Genomic DNA, 16,176 nt, shown 5'->3' on the forward strand with positions numbered 1-16,176 from the left:
TCCAGGCCGGACACCAGGCGACGCACGTCGACCTGGGGGCGCACCACGAGTCTCAGGAAGCGGCTGGAGGAACCGATCTTGTTGCCGCACTCGCGGACCAGGATCCGGTGCTCGGTGAGCATCCGGTCCCGGACCACCGTGCCCTCGGCGCCGACGGGCAGGCGCACGAAGAGGAAGTTGCCCTGGGAGGGGTAGACGGTGAGGCCGGGCAGAGCAGAGAGCTGGCTCGCCATGTCCAGGCGGTCGCGGCGCACCTGGTGCAGGCTCTGCGCGTACTCCGCGCCGTGCTCGCGCAGCATGAAGACGACGTGCTCGGCGAAGGAGTTGAGGTTCCACTTCGGCAGCATCGAGCGGATCTTCCCCGCGAGCGCCGGGTTGGCGACCAGGTACCCGAAGCGTATGCCGTGCAGGCCGAAGTTCTTGCCCAGGCTGCGCAGCACCACGACGTTCGGTCGCAGCATCGCCTCCTGGACGACGCTCGGCTCCGTCTCAGCGTCGGCGAACTCCAGGAAGGACTCGTCGATCACCACCAGGTCCAGGTCGGCCATCGCGTCCATGAACTGCACCACGGACTGCTTGCGCAGGTAGCCGCCGTCGGGGTTGTTCGGGTTGCAGATCACCGCGACCCGGGTGCCCCTGGCGCGGAGGAACTCGGCGTACTGGGCGAGGTCGAGGGCGAAGCCGTTCGCCTCCTGGAGCGGGAACATGTCGACCCGCTTGCCGGTCTCCATCGGCTGGTCGGTCCAGCGGCCGAAGGTGGGGACGGGTACGGCCAGGGACTCGCGGACCAGGAGGTGGTCGATCCAGGTGATGAGTTCCGTCGAGCCGTTGCCCATCGCCACGCACTGCGGGGGCAGCTGGAGCAGGCTGCACAGTTCGGCCGTGATGGTCTCGGCGCTGCTCGGGTAGTAGGTGACGATCTCGCGCAGCCGGTTCCCCATCTCCTCGAACATGGCGGGGGTCGGGAAGTAGGGGTTGCACGGAATACAGAAGTCGACCGGACCCGTCCCGTCGCTCTCCCGCGCCAGCGCCGCCATCGAAGGGCTGTGCGCGGCGGAGTTGCGGAACAACGAGGTGACGTTGTCAGGCAAGGAAACCTCCGGCGAAGGGTGGCCCGTGCGGGGGAGCACGGGCCACCCATGGATACGGAGGGCACCGCGGTGGTGTTCAACTCACCCGCGGTGTGAGCCGGTTCACGTCCCGAACGTGTGGACCGTGGTGGTCCGGTACGTCTGCCCGGGCCGCAGCACGGTCGACGGGAAGTTCGCGTGGTTCGGCGAGTCCGGGAAGTGCTGGGTCTCCAGGCACAGGGCGTCGCCCTGGCGGTAGGTGCGGCCGCCGGTGCCGGTCAGGGTGCCGTCGAGGAAGTTGCCGGAGTAGAACTGCAGGCCCGGCTGGTCGGTGGCGATCCTCAGGGTCCGTCCGGAGCGCGGGTCGCGCAGGGTGGCGACGTGCTCGGGCCCGGCCGTGATGCCCTTGTCCAGCGCCCAGTTGTGGTCGTATCCCTTGGCCTGCACCTGCTGGACGTGGCCGGCCCGGATGTCCCGGCCGATCGGCTTGGCGTGGCGGAAGTCGAAGGGGGTGCCGCCGACCCGGGCCAGTTCACCGGTGGGGATCAGACCCGCGTCGGTGGGGGTGTAGCGGGAGGCGGCGATAGTGAGCTCGTGGTCCTCGATCGTGCCGCTGCCCTCGCCGGCCAGGTTCCAGTAGACGTGGCTGGTGAGGTTGACGACGGTCGCCCGGTCGGTGGTGGCCTCGTAGTCGATGCGCCAGGCGCCGTGCCGGTCGAGGGTGTAGGTCACCTTCGACCGGAGGGTGCCCGGGTAGCCCATCTCGCCGTCGACGCTGGTGTAGTACAGGCGCAAGCCGACGTCGGTGCCCTTGGTGAACGGCTCGACGTCCCACACGTGCTTGTCGAAGCCCTTGGCGCCGCCGTGCAGGCTGTTCTCGCCGTCGTTGACGGACAGCTGGTAGGCCGTGCCGTCGAGGGTGAACCGGCCCTTGCCGATGCGGTTGCCGTACCGCCCGATCAGGGCGCCGAAGTACGGGCTGCCGGCCACGTAGTCGTCGAGGTCGGCGAACCCGGCGACGACGTTGGCGTGCCGGCCGTGCCGGTCGGGCACCTCCAGGCTCTGCACGATGCCGCCGTACGACAGCACCTTGAGCCGTGTGCCGCCGTTCGCCAGCGACCAGCGGTACACCTTGGTGCCGTCGGCGAGCCTGCCGAAGAGGTGCTTCACCGGCCTCCCGCCCGGGGTGGCGGCCCGGGCGGTGCCCGAGCCGAGGGTGGTGGCGGCCAGGCCCGCCGCCGCGCCCGCGATGACCGTACGTCTGTTCAGTTCCACTTGCGGCTCCCGTGAAGGAAGGGGCCCCACCGGCTGTCCGGTGGGGCCCGAGCTGACCTACGAACCGGACTTGCGCTTGTTCCACACGTCGAACCCGACCGCCACCAGCAGGGCCAGGCCCTTGATGACCTGTTGCCAGTCGGTGCCGACGCTGAGGAGGTTCATGCCGTTGTTCAGCACGCCGAGGACCAGACCGCCGATGATGGCGCCGAGGACGGTGCCGACACCGCCGCTCATGGACGCGCCGCCGATGAACGACGAGGCGATGGCCTCGAGTTCGAAGTTGACGCCCGCCTTCGGCGAGGCCGCGTTCAGGCGGGCGGCGACCACCAGACCCGCCAGGGCCGCGAGCACGCCCATGTTCAGGAAGACGTAGAAGGTGACCTTCTTGTCCTTCACGCCGGACAGCTTGGCCGCCGGCAGATTGCCGCCGATCGCGTAGATGTGGCGGCCGAACACCGCGTTGCGCATCACGTAGCCGTAGCCGACGACCAGCGCGCCGAGGATGATCAGCACGATCGGGGCGCCCTTGTAGCTGGCGAGCAGCAGGGTGAGCATGAGGATCGCCGCGACCAGGGCGGTGAGCTTGAGCAGGAACAGCCGGGTGGGCAGGACGTCCAGCGCGAACTCCTGCTGGCGGCGCCGGTCCCGGACCTCCTGCCACACCACGGCCGCGATCAGCACCAGGCCCAGCAGCAGGGTGAGGTTGTGGTAGTTCGTGTCCGGGCCGACCTCCGGCAGGAAGCCGTTGCCGAGCTTCTGCAGTCCGTCGGGGAAGGGGCCGAGGGTCTGCCCCTTGAGCAGGATCTCCGTCAGACCGCGGAAGAGCAGCATCCCGGCCAGGGTGACGATGAACGACGGTATGCCGAGATAGGCGATCAGATACCCCTGCACCGAGCCGGCCACCGCGCCCACCAACAGGCACAGCACCAGCGCGACCGGCCAGGACAGCCCGTGCTGCACGGTCAGCACGGCGGCGAACGCGCCGACGAACGCGGTGAGCGAGCCGACCGAGAGGTCGATGTGCCCGGCGATGATCACCAGCATCATGCCGATCGCGAGGATCAGGATGTAGCTGTTCTGCAGCACCAGGTTGGAGGCGTTGCGCGGCAGCAGCAGGTCCCCGTCGGTCCAGATCGCGAACAGGACCACGATCAGGCCGAGCGCGATCAGCATGCCGTACTGGCGCATGTTGCGGCGCAGGCCGTCCAGCATCAGCCGGAGCAGACCCCCCTCGGCGGCCGGTCCGCTCCCGCCCGGCGGCGCGGGGGCCGGGCTCTTGGCGGTGACATCCGTGCTCATCGGGTTACCTCTTTGTCCTTCGTCATATGGCGCATCAGCACTTCCTGCGTGGCCTCGGACCGTGGCACCTCACCGGTCAGCCGCCCGGCGGCCATCGTGTAGATGCGGTCGCACATGCCGAGCAGTTCGGGCAGCTCGGAGGAGATGAAGACGACCGCCTTGCCCTGGGCCGCGAGCTGGTCGATGACCGTGTAGATCTCGTACTTGGCACCCACGTCGATACCGCGCGTGGGCTCGTCGAGGATCAGCACGTCCGGACCGGCGAAGATCCACTTGCTGAGGACGACCTTCTGCTGGTTGCCGCCCGACAGCTTGCCCACCGGTTCGAAGACGGTGGGCGCCTTGATGTTCATGGACGTGCGGAAGCCCTCGGCGACCTGCCGCTCCTCGTGCTCGTCGACCACGCCCCGGCGGGCCACCTTGCCCAGCGCGGTCAGCGAGATGTTGCGGTTGATGGTGTCGATGAGGTTGAGGCCGTAGTGCTTGCGGTCCTCGGTCACGTAGGCGATGCCGTGCCGCACCGCCTCCGGGACGGACTTCGTCCGGATCTCCGTGCCGTCCTTCAGGACCGTTCCGCCCGCGTACCGGCCGTAGGTGCGCCCGAAGACGCTCATCGCCAGTTCGGTGCGGCCCGCGCCCATCAGCCCCGCGATGCCCACGATCTCCCCGCGCCGCACGCTGAGGGACACGTCGTCCACGACCTTGCGCTGCTGGTCGATCGGGTGGAAGACGGTCCAGCCCCGGATCTCCAGGGCGGGCGCCGCGCCCTCCTCCGGTTCGTGCGGGGTGCGCTCGGGGAAGCGGTGGTCGAGGTCACGGCCGACCATGCCGGCGATGATCCGCTCCTCCGTCGTCTCCGCGGCCTTCACGTCGAGGGTCTCGATCGACCGGCCGTCCCGGATGATCGTCACCGAGTCGGCGACCCGGCGGATCTCGTTGAGCTTGTGGGAGATGATGATCGAGGTGATGCCCTGGTTCTTCAGCTCCAGGATGAGGTCGAGGAGCTTGCCGCTGTCCTCGTCGTTGAGGGCCGCCGTCGGCTCGTCCAGGATCAGCAGCTTCACCGACTTCGACAGCGCCTTGGCGATCTCCACGAGCTGCTGCTTGCCCACGCCGATGTCGGCGACGCGGGTCTCCGGGTGCTCGTCCAGACCGACCCGGCGCAGCAGTTCGGTGCCGTGCCTGAGGGTCTCGTTCCAGTTGATGAGCCCGCGCCTGGCGTGCTCGTTGCCGAGGAAGAGGTTCTCCGCGATGGAGAGGTACGGCACCAGCGCCAGCTCCTGGTGGATGATCACGATGCCGTGCTGCTCGCTGGCCCGGATGTCCCTGAACTGGCAGACCTCACCCTCGAAGAGGACGTCTCCCTCGTAACTGCCGTACGGGTGGACGCCGGAGAGCACCTTCATCAGGGTGGACTTGCCGGCGCCGTTCTCCCCGCAGATGGCGTGGACCTCGCCCTGCCGGACGGTCAGGGTGACGTCCGACAGCGCCTTGACACCGGGAAAGGTCTTGACGATCGAGCGCATTTCCAGGACGGGTCCCGCCATGGTCGTGCCTTCCAATCAGTAGGAAACGGGGCGGGTCACTTCAGCTCGGACTCGGTGTAGTAGCCGCCGTCGACCAGCACCTGCTTGTAGTTGCTCTTGTCGACGCTCACCGGCTGCAGCAGGTAGGCGGGCACGACCTTGGAGCCGTTGTCGTACGTCTTGGTGTCGTTGACCTGCGGCTTCTTGCCCTTGAGCGCGTCGTCGACCATGGTGGCGGCGACCTTGGCGAGCTGACGGGTGTCCTTGTAGACGGTCTGCGTCTGCTCACCGGCGATGATCGACTTCACCGAGGCCAGCTCGGCGTCCTGGCCGGTGACGACCGGCAGCGCCTTGCTGCCGGAGCCGTAGCCGTCCGACTTCAGCGCGGACAGGATGCCGATCGAGATGCCGTCGTAGGGGGAGAGCACCGCGTCGACCCGGCCGCTCTTGTAGGCGGAGGTGAGGATGTCCTCCATGCGGTGCTGGGCGGTGGTGCCGTCCCAGCGCAGGGTGGTGACCTTGTTGAGCGCGGTCTGGCCGGACCTCACCACGAGCTGCTTCTTGTCGATGTACGGCTGCAGCACGCTCATCGCGCCGCCGAAGAAGTACTTGGTGTTGTTGTCGTCGTTCGAGCCGGCGAACAGCTCGATGTTGAACGGGCCCTTCTTGCCGCTGTCCAGGCCGAGCTGGTGGACGATGTAGGTGCCCTGGAGCTTGCCGACCTTCTCGTTGTCGAACGAGGCGTAGTAGTCGACGTTCTTGGTGCCGAGGATCAGCCGGTCGTAGGCGATGACCGGGATGTTCGCGTCGGCTGCCTCCTGGAGGACGTTGCCCAGGGACTTGTTGTCGATCGCCGCGACGATCAGTCCCTTCACGCCCTGCGTGATGAGGTTCTCGATCTGCGAGACCTGGGTGTCCGGGTCGTCCTCGCCGTAGACCAGCTTGGTCTTGTAGCCCTTGGACTCCAGGTTCTTGACGACGTTCTTGCCGTCGGCGATCCAGCGCTCGGAGGACTTGGTCGGCATCGCGATGCCGATGGTGGCGCCCGTGGTGTCGCCTCCCTTGTCCTTGCTGCCGCCCGAGCTGTTCTGGCCGCAGGCGGTCAGGGTGAGGGCGAGCGAGGCGGCTCCGGCTATGGCGGCGAGTGCGGCTCTGCGGTTGCGCATGGGTGATCCGTCCTTGGTGGTCTCGTCGTCGACAGGCGTGGGGAGTTGCTGGGGTGGGAGGGGCTAGGCCGTGGGGAAGCGCTTGAGGGAACCGGGCAGCCGGCTGCCGAGCGGCGCCATGTCGCCGCCCGCGCCGTGCCGGGCGAGCAGGTCCAGGGCGAGGCGGCCGCGCCGCACCCGCTCCCGGGCGGTGTCCAGGGTCACGTCCCGCAGGTGGGTGCCCCACGGGTAGATGCCGGGGGCCTTGGACAGACCGAACTTCAGGTAGAGCGGTGCGCCGCGTCTGATCAGCTCGGCGACCTCGTACATCCGCACGTAGCCGCCGAGGTCGTCGGGGGCCTCGATGTACATGTCCATGGGGGCGCCGGACACCCGGCGGATCTCGGTGAGGTGGTCGAGCGTCAGGTCGCTCGGCACGTTGACGGAGTCGGCGCCGAGCCGCTCGAAGACGGCGTACGCGGCCGGGTTGACCGGACCGATCAACGCCGAGACCTTCAGGGTGGTGTCGGCCGGGATGATCCCCGTCGCACGCGCCCGGTGCAGGGTCCACAGCACACCCTCGTCCGCGACCAGCAGGCACTTGACGCCCAGTTCGGTGGCCCGGACGGCGTCCTCGACACAGCCGGCGACGGCGTCGTGGCCACGGGCGCGCAGTCCGGCCCCCCGCGAGTCGGAGCGCACCGAGCCGCCGATGTCCCAGGTGCCGCGCGGGCCGGTGAAGAGGCACAGCTCGATGTCGCGCTCGCCGGTCGCCTCGACCATCTCGGTGATCTCGGCGTCGGTGAGCATCCACACCCCGCTGCCCTGGCTGATCCGGTGGATCGGCACGTCGAGGCGGGAGGACTCCTTGAGCACTACCGCCAGCGCCTCGGGACCCTCGCACGAGGGGATCTCGGTGCGCCAGCGGCCACCGCCCGGGAAGCTGTGGGCGGAGGCGTCGGCGGGGTCGAGGGCGGGCGCGTCCAGGCCGAGTGCGGCGAGCACCTGCTCGCCGGGCCTGCGGGCTGCCGGGGCGGAAGCGTCGGTCACAAGCTGTCCTTCGTGTTCGGTATTTCGGACAAGGTTCGCGGCTCAGGGCGGAGAAGGGCCTCGACGGTGCGGTGGGATGAGGCCGGCCTCGGTGGTACGCCGGTCAGGGCGCCGTCAGGTCGCGCCCCGGCCGGCGTACGGTCAGGGGCGGAGCAGCACCTTGCCCACCTTCGGATCCCCGGCCCCCACCAACTCGATGGCCCGCGGGAACTCGGTCAGCGGCAGCTCGTGCGTGATCAGCGGCAGCGGGTCGAGCAGTCCGGCGCCGAACACCCGCACGGCGTGCGCCCAGGCGTCCGGCGGTGCCCCGAAGACGGTGTGCACCTCCAGTTGCCGGACCACCAGGGCGGTCGGGTCGAGACCGTCCGCGCCCGGCGCCGGGATGCCGGTCAGCACCAGCCGTCCGCCGCGCCGGAGCAGTCCGGCGGCGGTGCGTGCGGCGGACGCGGAGCCGGCGGTCTCGATCACCACGTCGAAGTCGTCGGGCAGCTCCTGGTCGCGGAGCCGGAAGTCGGTGGCCCCGAACCGCCGGGACAACGCCTCCCGGTCGTCGCGCGTGCCCACCACGAGCAGTTCCGCCGGGGAGACGGCCCGCAGGAACTGCACGGCGAACATCCCGAGGGTGCCCGTGCCGACCACCGCGACCCGCTCGCCGGGCCGGGCGGCCGCCTTGAGCGCGGCGGCCGCGACGCAGGCGGCCGGCTCCAGCAGGGCGGCGGCGGTGAGTTCGGCGTCGTCCGGGAGCGGGTGCAGCAGCCGGGCGGGCAGGGTGAGCGTGGTGGCCATGGCACCCGGCTGGGTGAACCCGGTCTCCTCGTACCCGGCCGAGCACAGCGTGGTCTCGCCCGCGTGGCAGCGGTCGCACACCTGGCAGTTGCGGAACCCCTCGCCCACCACCTTGCGCCCGACGAGCGCGGCGGGCACCCCGGCGCCCACGGCCCGCACGGTCCCGGACCACTCGTGGCCGGGGGTGAGCGGGTAACGGACGTACCCCTCGGGCCGGTTGCCCTGGTACACCTCGCGGTCGCTGCCGCAGATGCCGACCGCGTGCACGGCGACCAGCGCCTCGCCCGGCGCGGGCTCCCGCGGCGTGTGGTCCTCCACCCGGTGGGCGCCGGGCTCCTCGATCAGGACCTGGGAGGGCCGGGAGGTCACTTCGTGCCCTTCGGCTTGCGCTGCTCCCAGCCCTCGGCCCACAGGTCGAACCGGGCCTGCTGCTGCGGGAACTCGGCGGCCGCCTCGGTGTCGAGCTCGACACCGAGGCCGGGCCGGTCGGTGAGGTGGAAGTACCCGTCGACGACCTCGGGGGCGCCCTTGACGACCTTCTTTATCTCCGCGTCCGCGAAGTCGTTGAAGTGCTCAAGGATCTTGAAGTTCGGGGAGGTGAAGCCGACCTGGAGGCTCGCCGCCGTCAGCACCGGACCGCCCACGTTGTGCGGGGCGACCAGCATGTAGTGGGTCTCGGCGGTGGCCGCGAGCTTGCGCGTCTCCCAGATGCCGCCGATGTGGCCGACGTCCGGCTGGATGATGTCCACGGCCTGGCTCTCGAACAGCTCGCGGAACTCGATGCGGTCGTGGATCCGCTCACCGGTGGCGACCGGGATGTCCACCTTGGCGGCGACCTTCTCCAGCGCCTTGAGGTTCTCCGGCGGGCACGGCTCCTCCAGCCAGGCCGGCTCGAAGGGGGCCATCTCCCTGGCCAGCCGCACGGCGGTGGCGGGGGAGAAGCGGCCGTGCATCTCCAACATCAGCTCGGCGTCCGGCCCGATGGCGTCGCGCACCGCCTCGATGAGGGAGACGGCGTACAGGGTCTGGTCGTGGTCGAGCTCGAAGTGCCCGGTGCCGAACGGGTCGATCTTCAGGGCCTTGTAGCCGCGCTCCACGACGCCCTGCGCGGCCTTGTGGTACGCCTCCGGCGTCCGCTCGGTCGTGTACCACCCGTTGGCGTACGCCTTCACCCGGTCGGTGACCTTGCCGCCCAGCAACTGCCACACCGGGACGCCGAGCGCCTTGCCCTTGATGTCCCAGCACGCCATCTCGACGACCGCGATGCCCGACATGACGATCTCGCCCGCGCGCCCGTAGTCGCCGTACTTCATCCGGCGCACGAGGTCCTCGACGGCGAACGGGTCCGATCCGAGAATGTGGTTGGCCTCGGCCTCGCGCAGGTAGCCGAGCAGCGCGTCGGTGTGACCGAGCATCCGGGTCTCGCCGACTCCGGTGATCCCCTCGTCGGTGTGCACCTGGACGTAGGTCAGGTTGCGCCACGGCGTCCCGACCACGTGTGTGCTGATTCCGGTGATGCGCACGGCAGTTGCCCCTCGTTGTTCGAGATTTCGTCACACGTTCGAAATGCTGGCGTGACAGTAAGGACGGCGCGGCAGGGGTGTCAATGGGGCGAACAGGTAACAGTTTCGACAAGCATTTCGAGAACCTTTTCGGTCCCGCACCAAACCTTCACAGAGGTCCCTAGGAACGTGACCGGCGGGGAATCTAGTCTTCCGGCGTCATGGACTTCTGCCACCCGTGCCAACGGCACCTCAACGGCGCCCTCGCCTGCCCGGGATGCGGCGCACCAGCGCAGTCCCTCCCCGCGTACGCGCACGCCCCCGCCGCGCACACGTACGCGGGCGCGGTCGCGGCGCCGTACGGGCAGCAGACCTTCGCGGAGACACCCGGTCGCGGGCATGAGGGCCACGACGGCGGCCCTGACGGCCCTGACGGCTACGGCGGCCCTGACGGCTACGGCGGTCATGACAGCTATGACGGTCATGACGACCGGGACGACCGGGACGACCGGGACGACCGAGGCGGTCGCGACGGCGGCGACCTCCACGAGGACCATGACGACCCCGACCTCCCCGACGGCGAGGGCGCGGACGAGCCCCGGGGCCGTTCCGCCCGGCGCGACCGCAAGGCGGCCGCGCACCGGCGCCGACGGCGCCGCCTCGTGCTGGTCGCCGCCGGGTTCGTGCTGGCGGCCGGCGGTCTGAGCCTCGCCGAACTCGGCACCGACGCCCCCTTCTCACCCTTCTCCGGCGACAGCCCGGCGGTAACCGGGGACGCGACGGTGGACGGCGACGCCTCCGCGTCACCGGACCGGACGGCGGCCCCCCTCGACGCCCCGTCGGGCACCCCGGGCAAGCCGGGCGCCTCCGCCTCCGCGGACGCGTCGGCCTCGGCCTCCGCGTCCGAGTCCCCGAAGGACAAGGCGTCCACGTCCCCGTCCGCCACCGACGAGGCGGCCCGGTCGGCCACCGCGGGCGCGGGGCCGACGGCCTCGGCGCCGGCCGGCCCCGAACCCTCCCGGCCGGCCTCCACCCCGACGTCCGCCCCGACCACCTCCCAGCCGACGCCGCAGCCGTCACCGACCAAGGCGTGCAACCGTTTCCTGTGGTGGTGCACGTAGCCGGACCGCCCCGCGCATCGGCCATCCGGGGTACCGGTGACACCGACCGGCCTCCGCGGCGGTTGAGACGGACGGGTACGTCTCGTCGTACACGATCCCGGGAACGCCCGACGCCGGACCGGGCGTTGCGCACACAGGAGCAGCGGGCAGCGGCTCAGTCGAGGAGAGCGGATGACTCAGGGGACCACCGTGCACGGCACGGTCGCCGAGGGTTTCGAAGCGGTGCGTGAGGAGTTCGCCGCCTTCGTCGGCGAGGAACGGGAGGACTACGAGGGGCAGCTGTGCGCCTACGCGCACGGCCGGCGGGTCGTCGACCTCTGGGCGGGCGAGGGCGCCGACGGGGACTCGCTGTACGGGGTGTTCTCCTCCACCAAGGGCGCCGCGCACCTCGTCACGGCCCTGCTCGTGCAGGACGGCACGCTGGAGCTCGATCGCAAGGTCACCTACTACTGGCCCGAGTTCGGCGCAGAGGGCAAGGGCACGCTGACCCTGCGCGACCTGCTCGCGCACCGCGCCGGGCTGGTCGGCACCGACACCGGCTTCAGCGCGGCGGAGCTGGCCGACGACCGGGCGCTGGCCGAGCGCCTGGCCGACCAGCGGCCGTTCTGGCGGCCGGGCACCGCCTTCGGCTACCACGCCCTGGTGATCGGCGCGCTCACCGGTGAGGTGGTCCGGCGCGCGACGGGCCGGACGATCCAGGAACTGTTCGAGGAGCGGGTCCGCGCTCCCTACGGCCTGGACTTCCACCTGGGCCTGCCGGCCTCCCGCGAGCCCCGCTTCCGCACCGTCCGGCCGATGCTGCCGACCCCCGCGCAGCAGGCGGTGCTCGACGCCCTGCCGAGCGGCCCGCACACACTCGCCGGGATCGCCTTCAACCGGCACGCCGCCGAGCCGACCGACCTGGTGGCCCTGCCGAACGAGCGCCTGGTGCGCGCCAAGGGCCCGGCCTCGGTGGGCGGCGTCGCCTCGGCGCGCGGTCTGGCGGGCATGTACGCGGCCGTCGTCAGCGAGGTCGACGGCAAGGCGCCGCTGCTGAAGGAGGACACGGTCGCGGAGTTCGGCCAGCCGCACTCCGTCGGGTACGACCTCGTGGCGCGCGCCCACAAGTCGTTCGGGCTCGGCTTCCAGGCCACGTCCGACACCTGGTACCCGTGGCTCGGGGCGGGCTCCATCGGCCACAGCGGCGCCGGCGGCTCCCAGGCCTTCGCGGACCCGCGCAGCGGGCTGGCCTACGGCTACACGCGGCGCCGCTTCGCGTTCCCGGGCGGGGCGGCACCGGAGAACGAACGACTGGTCGGAGCGCTGCACCGGGCGGCTCTGGCCGGCCGGTGACGGCACGGCAGCCGCACCCCACGTCCTAGGGTGCGACTGCCGCTGTGCGCAACGATCACCCGGCGGTGAGGGTCACGGTGATGTTGCCGCGGGTCGCCTTCGAGTAGGGGCACACCTGGTGGGCCTTCTCGACCAGTTCCCGTGCGGCGGCCTGGTCGACGTTCGGGATGTGCGCGGAGATCTCCACGACGATCCCGAAGCCGTCCTCGTTCTTGCCGATCCCGACCTTCGCGGTGACGGTCGAGCCGGAGACGTCGGCGCCCTCCTGCCGGGCGACCACGCCGAGGGCGCCCTGGAAGCAGGCGCTGTAGCCGGCCGCGAACAGCTGCTCGGGGTTGGTGCCGGCGCCGTTGCCGCCCATCTCCTTGGGCGGGTTCACGACGACGTCGAGCCTGCCGTCGTCGGTGGCGACGCGGCCGTCGCGGCCGTTCTCCGCGGTGGCGACCGCCGTGTACAGGACGTCGGACTGCTGAATGGGCATGCGGTTGTCCTCCTCCTCGGTCCGCCGCGACTCGCGCCCACGATCGACGGCGGATTCGGAAAGAAGTTACCGCATCACGGAAAGTCCGGGCCAGGGGTCAGAGCTTGACGATCATCTTCCCGGTGTTGTCGCCGCGCAGGACGCCGAGGAACGCCTCCAGGTTGTTCTCGATGCCCTCGACGACCGTCTCGCGGTACTTCAGCGCGCCCGAGGCGACCCAGGGGCCGACCTCCTGGACGAACTGTGGCTGGAGGTCGTAGTGGTCGCCGACCAGGAAGCCCTCGATACGGCCGCGGGTCTGGATCAGCCGGGCGAGGTTGCGCGGGCCGGGGGCCGGCTCGGTGTTGTTGTAGACGGAGATCATGCCGCAGACCGCGATCCGGCCGCCCTGGTTCAGCGAGCCGATGGCCGCCTCCAGGTGGTCGCCGCCGACGTTGTCGAAGTAGACGTCGATGCCGTCGGGCGCGGCCGCGCGCAGCTGCTCGGCCACCGGGCCGTTCTTGTAGTTGAAGGCGGCGTCGAAGCCGTACTCCTCCACCAGCAGCTTGACCTTCTCGTCGGAGCCGGCCGAGCCGATGACCCGCGAGGCGCCCTTGAGTTTGGCGATCTGCCCGACCTGGCTGCCCACGGCGCCCGCGGCGCCGGAGACGAACACGATGTCGCCCTCCTTGAAGGAGGCGGTGCGCAGCAGACCGGCGTAGGCGGTCAGGCCGGTCATGCCGAGGACGCCGAGGTACGTCGAGAGGGGAGCGGCCTCCGGGTCGACCTTGACGGCGTGCTGGGCGTCCAGGGTCGCGTACTCGCGCCAGCCGAAGAAGTGCAGGACGTGGTCGCCGACCGCGACGCCCTCGGCCTCGGAGGCGACGACCTCGCCCACCGCGCCGCCCTGCATGACCTTGCCCAGCTCGTAGGGGGCGGCGTACGACTTCGCGGCGGACATCCGGCCGCGCATGTACGGGTCCACCGAGAGGTACTTGTTGCGTACCAGGATCTGGCCCTCGCCGGGGGTCGGGACGGGCGCCTCCACCAGGGCGAAGTCCTCGGGCTTCGGCCAGCCGACGGGACGGCTCTGCAGGTGCCATTCGCGGTTGATCATGACAGACCTTTCGGATTTACTTCAGTACCTGAAACAACCGTGCACGTGAATATTTCATGTTGTCAAGTAACCGGGTATCCTGACGGCATGGCCGCACCCGAGAAGACCCGTCCGGACGAACTGACCATCGAGGTCGTCCAGCTCATCGCCGAGGTGGTGGCCCGGTACCACGCGGACTACGAGGAGGCCGCCGCCGGGCACTCCCTGACCGGCGCCCAGGCGAAGCTGCTCGGCCTGCTGACCCTGGAGCCGCTGCCGATGCGCAAGCTGGCCCAGAAGCTCAGGTGCGAGCCGTCCAACGTGACCGGCATCGTGGACCGCCTGGAGTCCCGGGGCCTGGTCGAGCGCCGCCCCGACCCGGCGGACCGCCGGGTGAAGGTGGCCGCCGCCACGGACCAGGGCCGGGGCGTGTCCTGTGAGCTGCGCGACGGCCTGCGCTTCGCCCGCGAGCCGCTGGCCGGTCTGTCCGACGAGGAGCGGCTGGTGCTGCGCGACCTGCTGCGGCGGATGCTCGACGCCTGAGCACGGCCGGTAAAGTTTTCGCCATGCGTGATCTCGGGGCGGGGTTCGGTCATCTCCTGGCAGGCCAGCGGTGGGTCGGCCGGCACGGCAGGCAGTACGGGTTCGGGCTGCTGCCCGGCCTGATCACCCTGGTGCTGTACGCGGCGGCGCTCGTCGCGCTCGGTGTCTGGGGCGAGGACGGGGTGGCCTGGGCGACCCCGTTCGCCGACGACTGGAACAGCCCCTGGCAGGGACTCTTCCGCGGTCTCCTCACGGCCGTCCTGTTCGCCCTCGGCCTGCTGCTCGCCGTGCTCACCTTCACGGCCGTCACCCTGCTCGTCGGCCAGCCCTTCTACGAGAACCTGTCGGAGAAGGTGGACGAGGACGTCTCGCCCGACGGCACGGTGCCCCGGTCGGGCCTCCCGCTCTGGCGCGAGCTGTGGATCTCGGCCCGCGACAGTCTGCGGATCCTGGTCCGGGCCCTGGTGTGGGGCGTCCTGCTCTTCGCCCTCGGCTTCCTGCCCGTGGTCGGCCAGACGGTCGTGCCGGTGCTCGGCTTCTTCGTCACCGGCTTCTTCCTCACCGAGGAGCTGACCTCCGTCGCCCTCCAGCGCCGCGGCGTCGAACTCCGCGCCAGGCTCGCCCTGCTGCGCTCCCGCAAGTCCCTGGTGTGGGGCTTCGGCACCCCGCTCGGCCTGGCCTTCCTGGTCCCCTTCGTCGCGGTGTTCCTGATGCCGGGGGCGGTCGCGGGCGCCACCCTCCTCGCCCGTGAGCTGCTGGGCGAGGAGAGCGCACGGGACGAGGCGGCCGAGGACGGCGAGCCGGTCAGTTCCTGAGCGCCGCCGACGCGGCCGCCGTGAGGACCGACCGCACCTGGGCGATGATGTCCAGCCGGTTGCGGACGAACTCCGGGTCGGTGACCGTGCCCGTCGCCGGGTCGGTGTTGCCGGCGCCGAACTGCAGCACGGGCGTGTGCAGATGGCCGCCCGTCAGGGTGTCGTGCAGGCCCAGGCGGTCCCGGAGCAGGGTCGCGCGGTAGGCGATCTCGTTGGAGAGGTAGTCCCCGCCGCCGCCCGCACGGGCCGCCGAGCCGGGGGTCGGCCCGTCCGGCCGGACCACGGGGGCCGTGCCGCCCGCCGGGATCTCGGTCACCTCCGTGTGGTCGTACACCGGGAAGCGGCCGGTGTCCGCCGCCGTGACGGCCGCGTACGGCAGGGTCGTGGTCGTCCACTGGGGCTGCGTGGCCGGGTCGGCGACCGGGACGGTCCCGGTGTCGGTGACGTCGTCGTTGTCGGGGAAGCCGCCCCGCCAGGCCCCGTTGGTGCGCTCGACGTCGAAGCGCCCGATCCGGCCCTGGCTCACCGTCATGAACAGGTCGGCCTCGGGCAGGTACGGCCGCAGGGTGCGCTCCACCGTGCCGTCGGCGAAGTCCGCCCAGCGCACCGGGAACACGACCGTCTCCACCCGGGCCGGGCCCCTCGCCGTCTCGATCACCGTGCCGTCCAGCGCCAGCGCGCTCGCCCCCGAGGGGTTCGAGATGCGGATGTCGCGGTCGAGCGTGAAGGGGTCGAAGCCGGTGAGCAGGATCCGCCCGAGGCGCGGCCCCGCGGAGAGCCGGACGTCGGTCTGTCCGCGCGAGGTGCGCTCCAGCCGGTCGAGCAGGGCGGCGCGCCGGCCGTCGTCGAGTGCGAACCCCGGCTCCCAGGTGCGTACCTGCCGCGTCATGCCGAGCCGGGCCCAGTACAGCGGGCGGTCGTCGTCCCGTCCCAGGTCGCCGGCCACCGGTCCCCGCCCCTGCGCCCGGTCCACCGCACGCCGCCACAGCGCCGCGCCGCGCCGGTCGACCACGCGGCGGGCCTGCGCGTAGGTGCGGGCACGGGCCAGGTCGCGGCCGAACTCCGCGCACAGCTCGTCGAATCCGGAGCGCCGCAGGATCTCCTGGGGCACGGCCCGGTCGAGCCGTCGCTCCTCGGCGGTGGGGGAGGGGCC

15 protein-coding genes are annotated in these 16,176 nt (G+C 71.0%); 4 read left to right on the top strand and 11 right to left on the bottom strand.

All coding sequences use genetic code 11. The features are described 5' to 3' along the window. From V7E45_RS30255 to V7E45_RS30290, 8 genes are all read right to left on the bottom strand, one after another. A partial coding sequence (locus V7E45_RS30255; protein ID WP_333777391.1) for a pyridoxal phosphate-dependent aminotransferase occupies positions 1–1,091 on the bottom strand: 1,091 nt, incomplete at its 3' end. A gap of 102 nt (positions 1,092–1,193) precedes the next feature. Further along, positions 1,194–2,345 (bottom strand): aldose epimerase family protein, encoded by a 1,152-nt coding sequence (locus tag V7E45_RS30260; protein WP_333777392.1) that lies wholly within the window; start codon positions 2,343–2,345, stop codon positions 1,194–1,196. 57 nt (positions 2,346–2,402) lie between these two features. Further along, positions 2,403–3,647: a multiple monosaccharide ABC transporter permease gene (mmsB, locus tag V7E45_RS30265; RefSeq protein WP_333777393.1), complete on the bottom strand. Its 1,245-nt coding sequence runs from the start codon at positions 3,645–3,647 to the stop codon at positions 2,403–2,405. Next, the gene (gene mmsA, locus V7E45_RS30270) at positions 3,644–5,194 is read right to left on the bottom strand and encodes a multiple monosaccharide ABC transporter ATP-binding protein (RefSeq protein ID WP_333777394.1); all 1,551 of its coding nucleotides are present in this window, start codon (positions 5,192–5,194) and stop codon (positions 3,644–3,646) included. The genes mmsB and mmsA overlap by 4 nt, the downstream gene beginning before the upstream one ends. A 35-nt stretch (positions 5,195–5,229) precedes the next feature. Then, positions 5,230–6,339: a multiple monosaccharide ABC transporter substrate-binding protein gene (gene chvE, locus V7E45_RS30275; RefSeq protein ID WP_333777395.1), complete on the bottom strand. Its 1,110-nt coding sequence runs from the start codon at positions 6,337–6,339 to the stop codon at positions 5,230–5,232. Positions 6,340–6,402: 63 nt separating this feature from the next. Then, the gene (locus V7E45_RS30280) at positions 6,403–7,368 is read right to left on the bottom strand and encodes a hypothetical protein (protein WP_333777397.1); all 966 of its coding nucleotides are present in this window, start codon (positions 7,366–7,368) and stop codon (positions 6,403–6,405) included. Between the two features lie 141 nt (positions 7,369–7,509). Next, positions 7,510–8,523 (bottom strand): zinc-dependent alcohol dehydrogenase, encoded by a 1,014-nt coding sequence (locus V7E45_RS30285; protein WP_333777398.1) that lies wholly within the window; start codon positions 8,521–8,523, stop codon positions 7,510–7,512. After that, complete coding sequence (locus V7E45_RS30290; protein WP_333777399.1) at positions 8,520–9,677, bottom strand: mandelate racemase/muconate lactonizing enzyme family protein; 1,158 nt, start codon at positions 9,675–9,677, stop codon at positions 8,520–8,522. The genes V7E45_RS30285 and V7E45_RS30290 overlap by 4 nt, the downstream gene beginning before the upstream one ends. 200 nt (positions 9,678–9,877) lie before the next feature. Here V7E45_RS30290 and V7E45_RS30295 point away from each other — a divergent pair, with 200 nt between their 5' ends. Together V7E45_RS30295 and V7E45_RS30300 are read left to right on the top strand one after the other, a co-directional pair. Beyond that, complete coding sequence (locus V7E45_RS30295) at positions 9,878–10,777, top strand: SCO2400 family protein (RefSeq protein ID WP_333777400.1); 900 nt, start codon at positions 9,878–9,880, stop codon at positions 10,775–10,777. Positions 10,778–10,948: 171 nt separating this feature from the next. Beyond that, positions 10,949–12,109 (top strand): serine hydrolase domain-containing protein, encoded by a 1,161-nt coding sequence (locus V7E45_RS30300; RefSeq protein ID WP_333777401.1) that lies wholly within the window; start codon positions 10,949–10,951, stop codon positions 12,107–12,109. Between the two features lie 55 nt (positions 12,110–12,164). Here V7E45_RS30300 and V7E45_RS30305 read toward each other — a convergent pair whose 3' ends face one another. After that, positions 12,165–12,590 (bottom strand): organic hydroperoxide resistance protein, encoded by a 426-nt coding sequence (locus tag V7E45_RS30305; protein WP_333777402.1) that lies wholly within the window; start codon positions 12,588–12,590, stop codon positions 12,165–12,167. 97 nt (positions 12,591–12,687) lie between these two features. After that, positions 12,688–13,686 (bottom strand): NADP-dependent oxidoreductase, encoded by a 999-nt coding sequence (locus V7E45_RS30310; protein ID WP_333777404.1) that lies wholly within the window; start codon positions 13,684–13,686, stop codon positions 12,688–12,690. Positions 13,687–13,773: 87 nt separating this feature from the next. Between V7E45_RS30310 and V7E45_RS30315 the strand changes: the two genes are divergently transcribed. After that, positions 13,774–14,208, top strand: coding sequence for a MarR family winged helix-turn-helix transcriptional regulator (locus V7E45_RS30315; protein ID WP_333777405.1), 435 nt, complete (start codon positions 13,774–13,776; stop codon positions 14,206–14,208). Between the two features lie 23 nt (positions 14,209–14,231). Beyond that, positions 14,232–15,023: an EI24 domain-containing protein gene (locus V7E45_RS30320; protein ID WP_333777406.1), complete on the top strand. Its 792-nt coding sequence runs from the start codon at positions 14,232–14,234 to the stop codon at positions 15,021–15,023. Here V7E45_RS30320 and V7E45_RS30325 read toward each other — a convergent pair. Further along, positions 15,013–16,176 (bottom strand): pyroglutamyl peptidase (locus V7E45_RS30325; RefSeq protein ID WP_333777407.1); only part of this gene is annotated, 1,164 nt, incomplete at its 5' end. The two genes, V7E45_RS30320 and V7E45_RS30325, sit on opposite strands and share 11 nt — an antisense overlap.

The sequence above is a fragment of the Streptomyces sp. IBSBF 3136 genome (assembly GCF_036815105.1).
Taxonomy (GTDB): domain Bacteria; phylum Actinomycetota; class Actinomycetes; order Streptomycetales; family Streptomycetaceae; genus Streptomyces.

What these genes read in the sequence shown, in the direction of transcription:
- mmsB (WP_333777393.1), bottom strand. Translation starts at nt 3,647, where the DNA reads ATGAGCACGGATGTCACCGCCAAGAGCCCGGCCCCCGCGCCGCCGGGC.
- mmsA (WP_333777394.1), bottom strand. Translation starts at nt 5,194, where the DNA reads ATGGCGGGACCCGTCCTGGAAATGCGCTCGATCGTCAAGACCTTTCCC.
- chvE (WP_333777395.1), bottom strand. Translation starts at nt 6,339, where the DNA reads ATGCGCAACCGCAGAGCCGCACTCGCCGCCATAGCCGGAGCCGCCTCG.
- V7E45_RS30295 (WP_333777400.1), top strand. Translation starts at nt 9,878, where the DNA reads ATGGACTTCTGCCACCCGTGCCAACGGCACCTCAACGGCGCCCTCGCC.
- V7E45_RS30300 (WP_333777401.1), top strand. Translation starts at nt 10,949, where the DNA reads ATGACTCAGGGGACCACCGTGCACGGCACGGTCGCCGAGGGTTTCGAA.
- V7E45_RS30305 (WP_333777402.1), bottom strand. Translation starts at nt 12,590, where the DNA reads ATGCCCATTCAGCAGTCCGACGTCCTGTACACGGCGGTCGCCACCGCG.
- V7E45_RS30310 (WP_333777404.1), bottom strand. Translation starts at nt 13,686, where the DNA reads ATGATCAACCGCGAATGGCACCTGCAGAGCCGTCCCGTCGGCTGGCCG.
- V7E45_RS30315 (WP_333777405.1), top strand. Translation starts at nt 13,774, where the DNA reads ATGGCCGCACCCGAGAAGACCCGTCCGGACGAACTGACCATCGAGGTC.
- V7E45_RS30320 (WP_333777406.1), top strand. Translation starts at nt 14,232, where the DNA reads ATGCGTGATCTCGGGGCGGGGTTCGGTCATCTCCTGGCAGGCCAGCGG.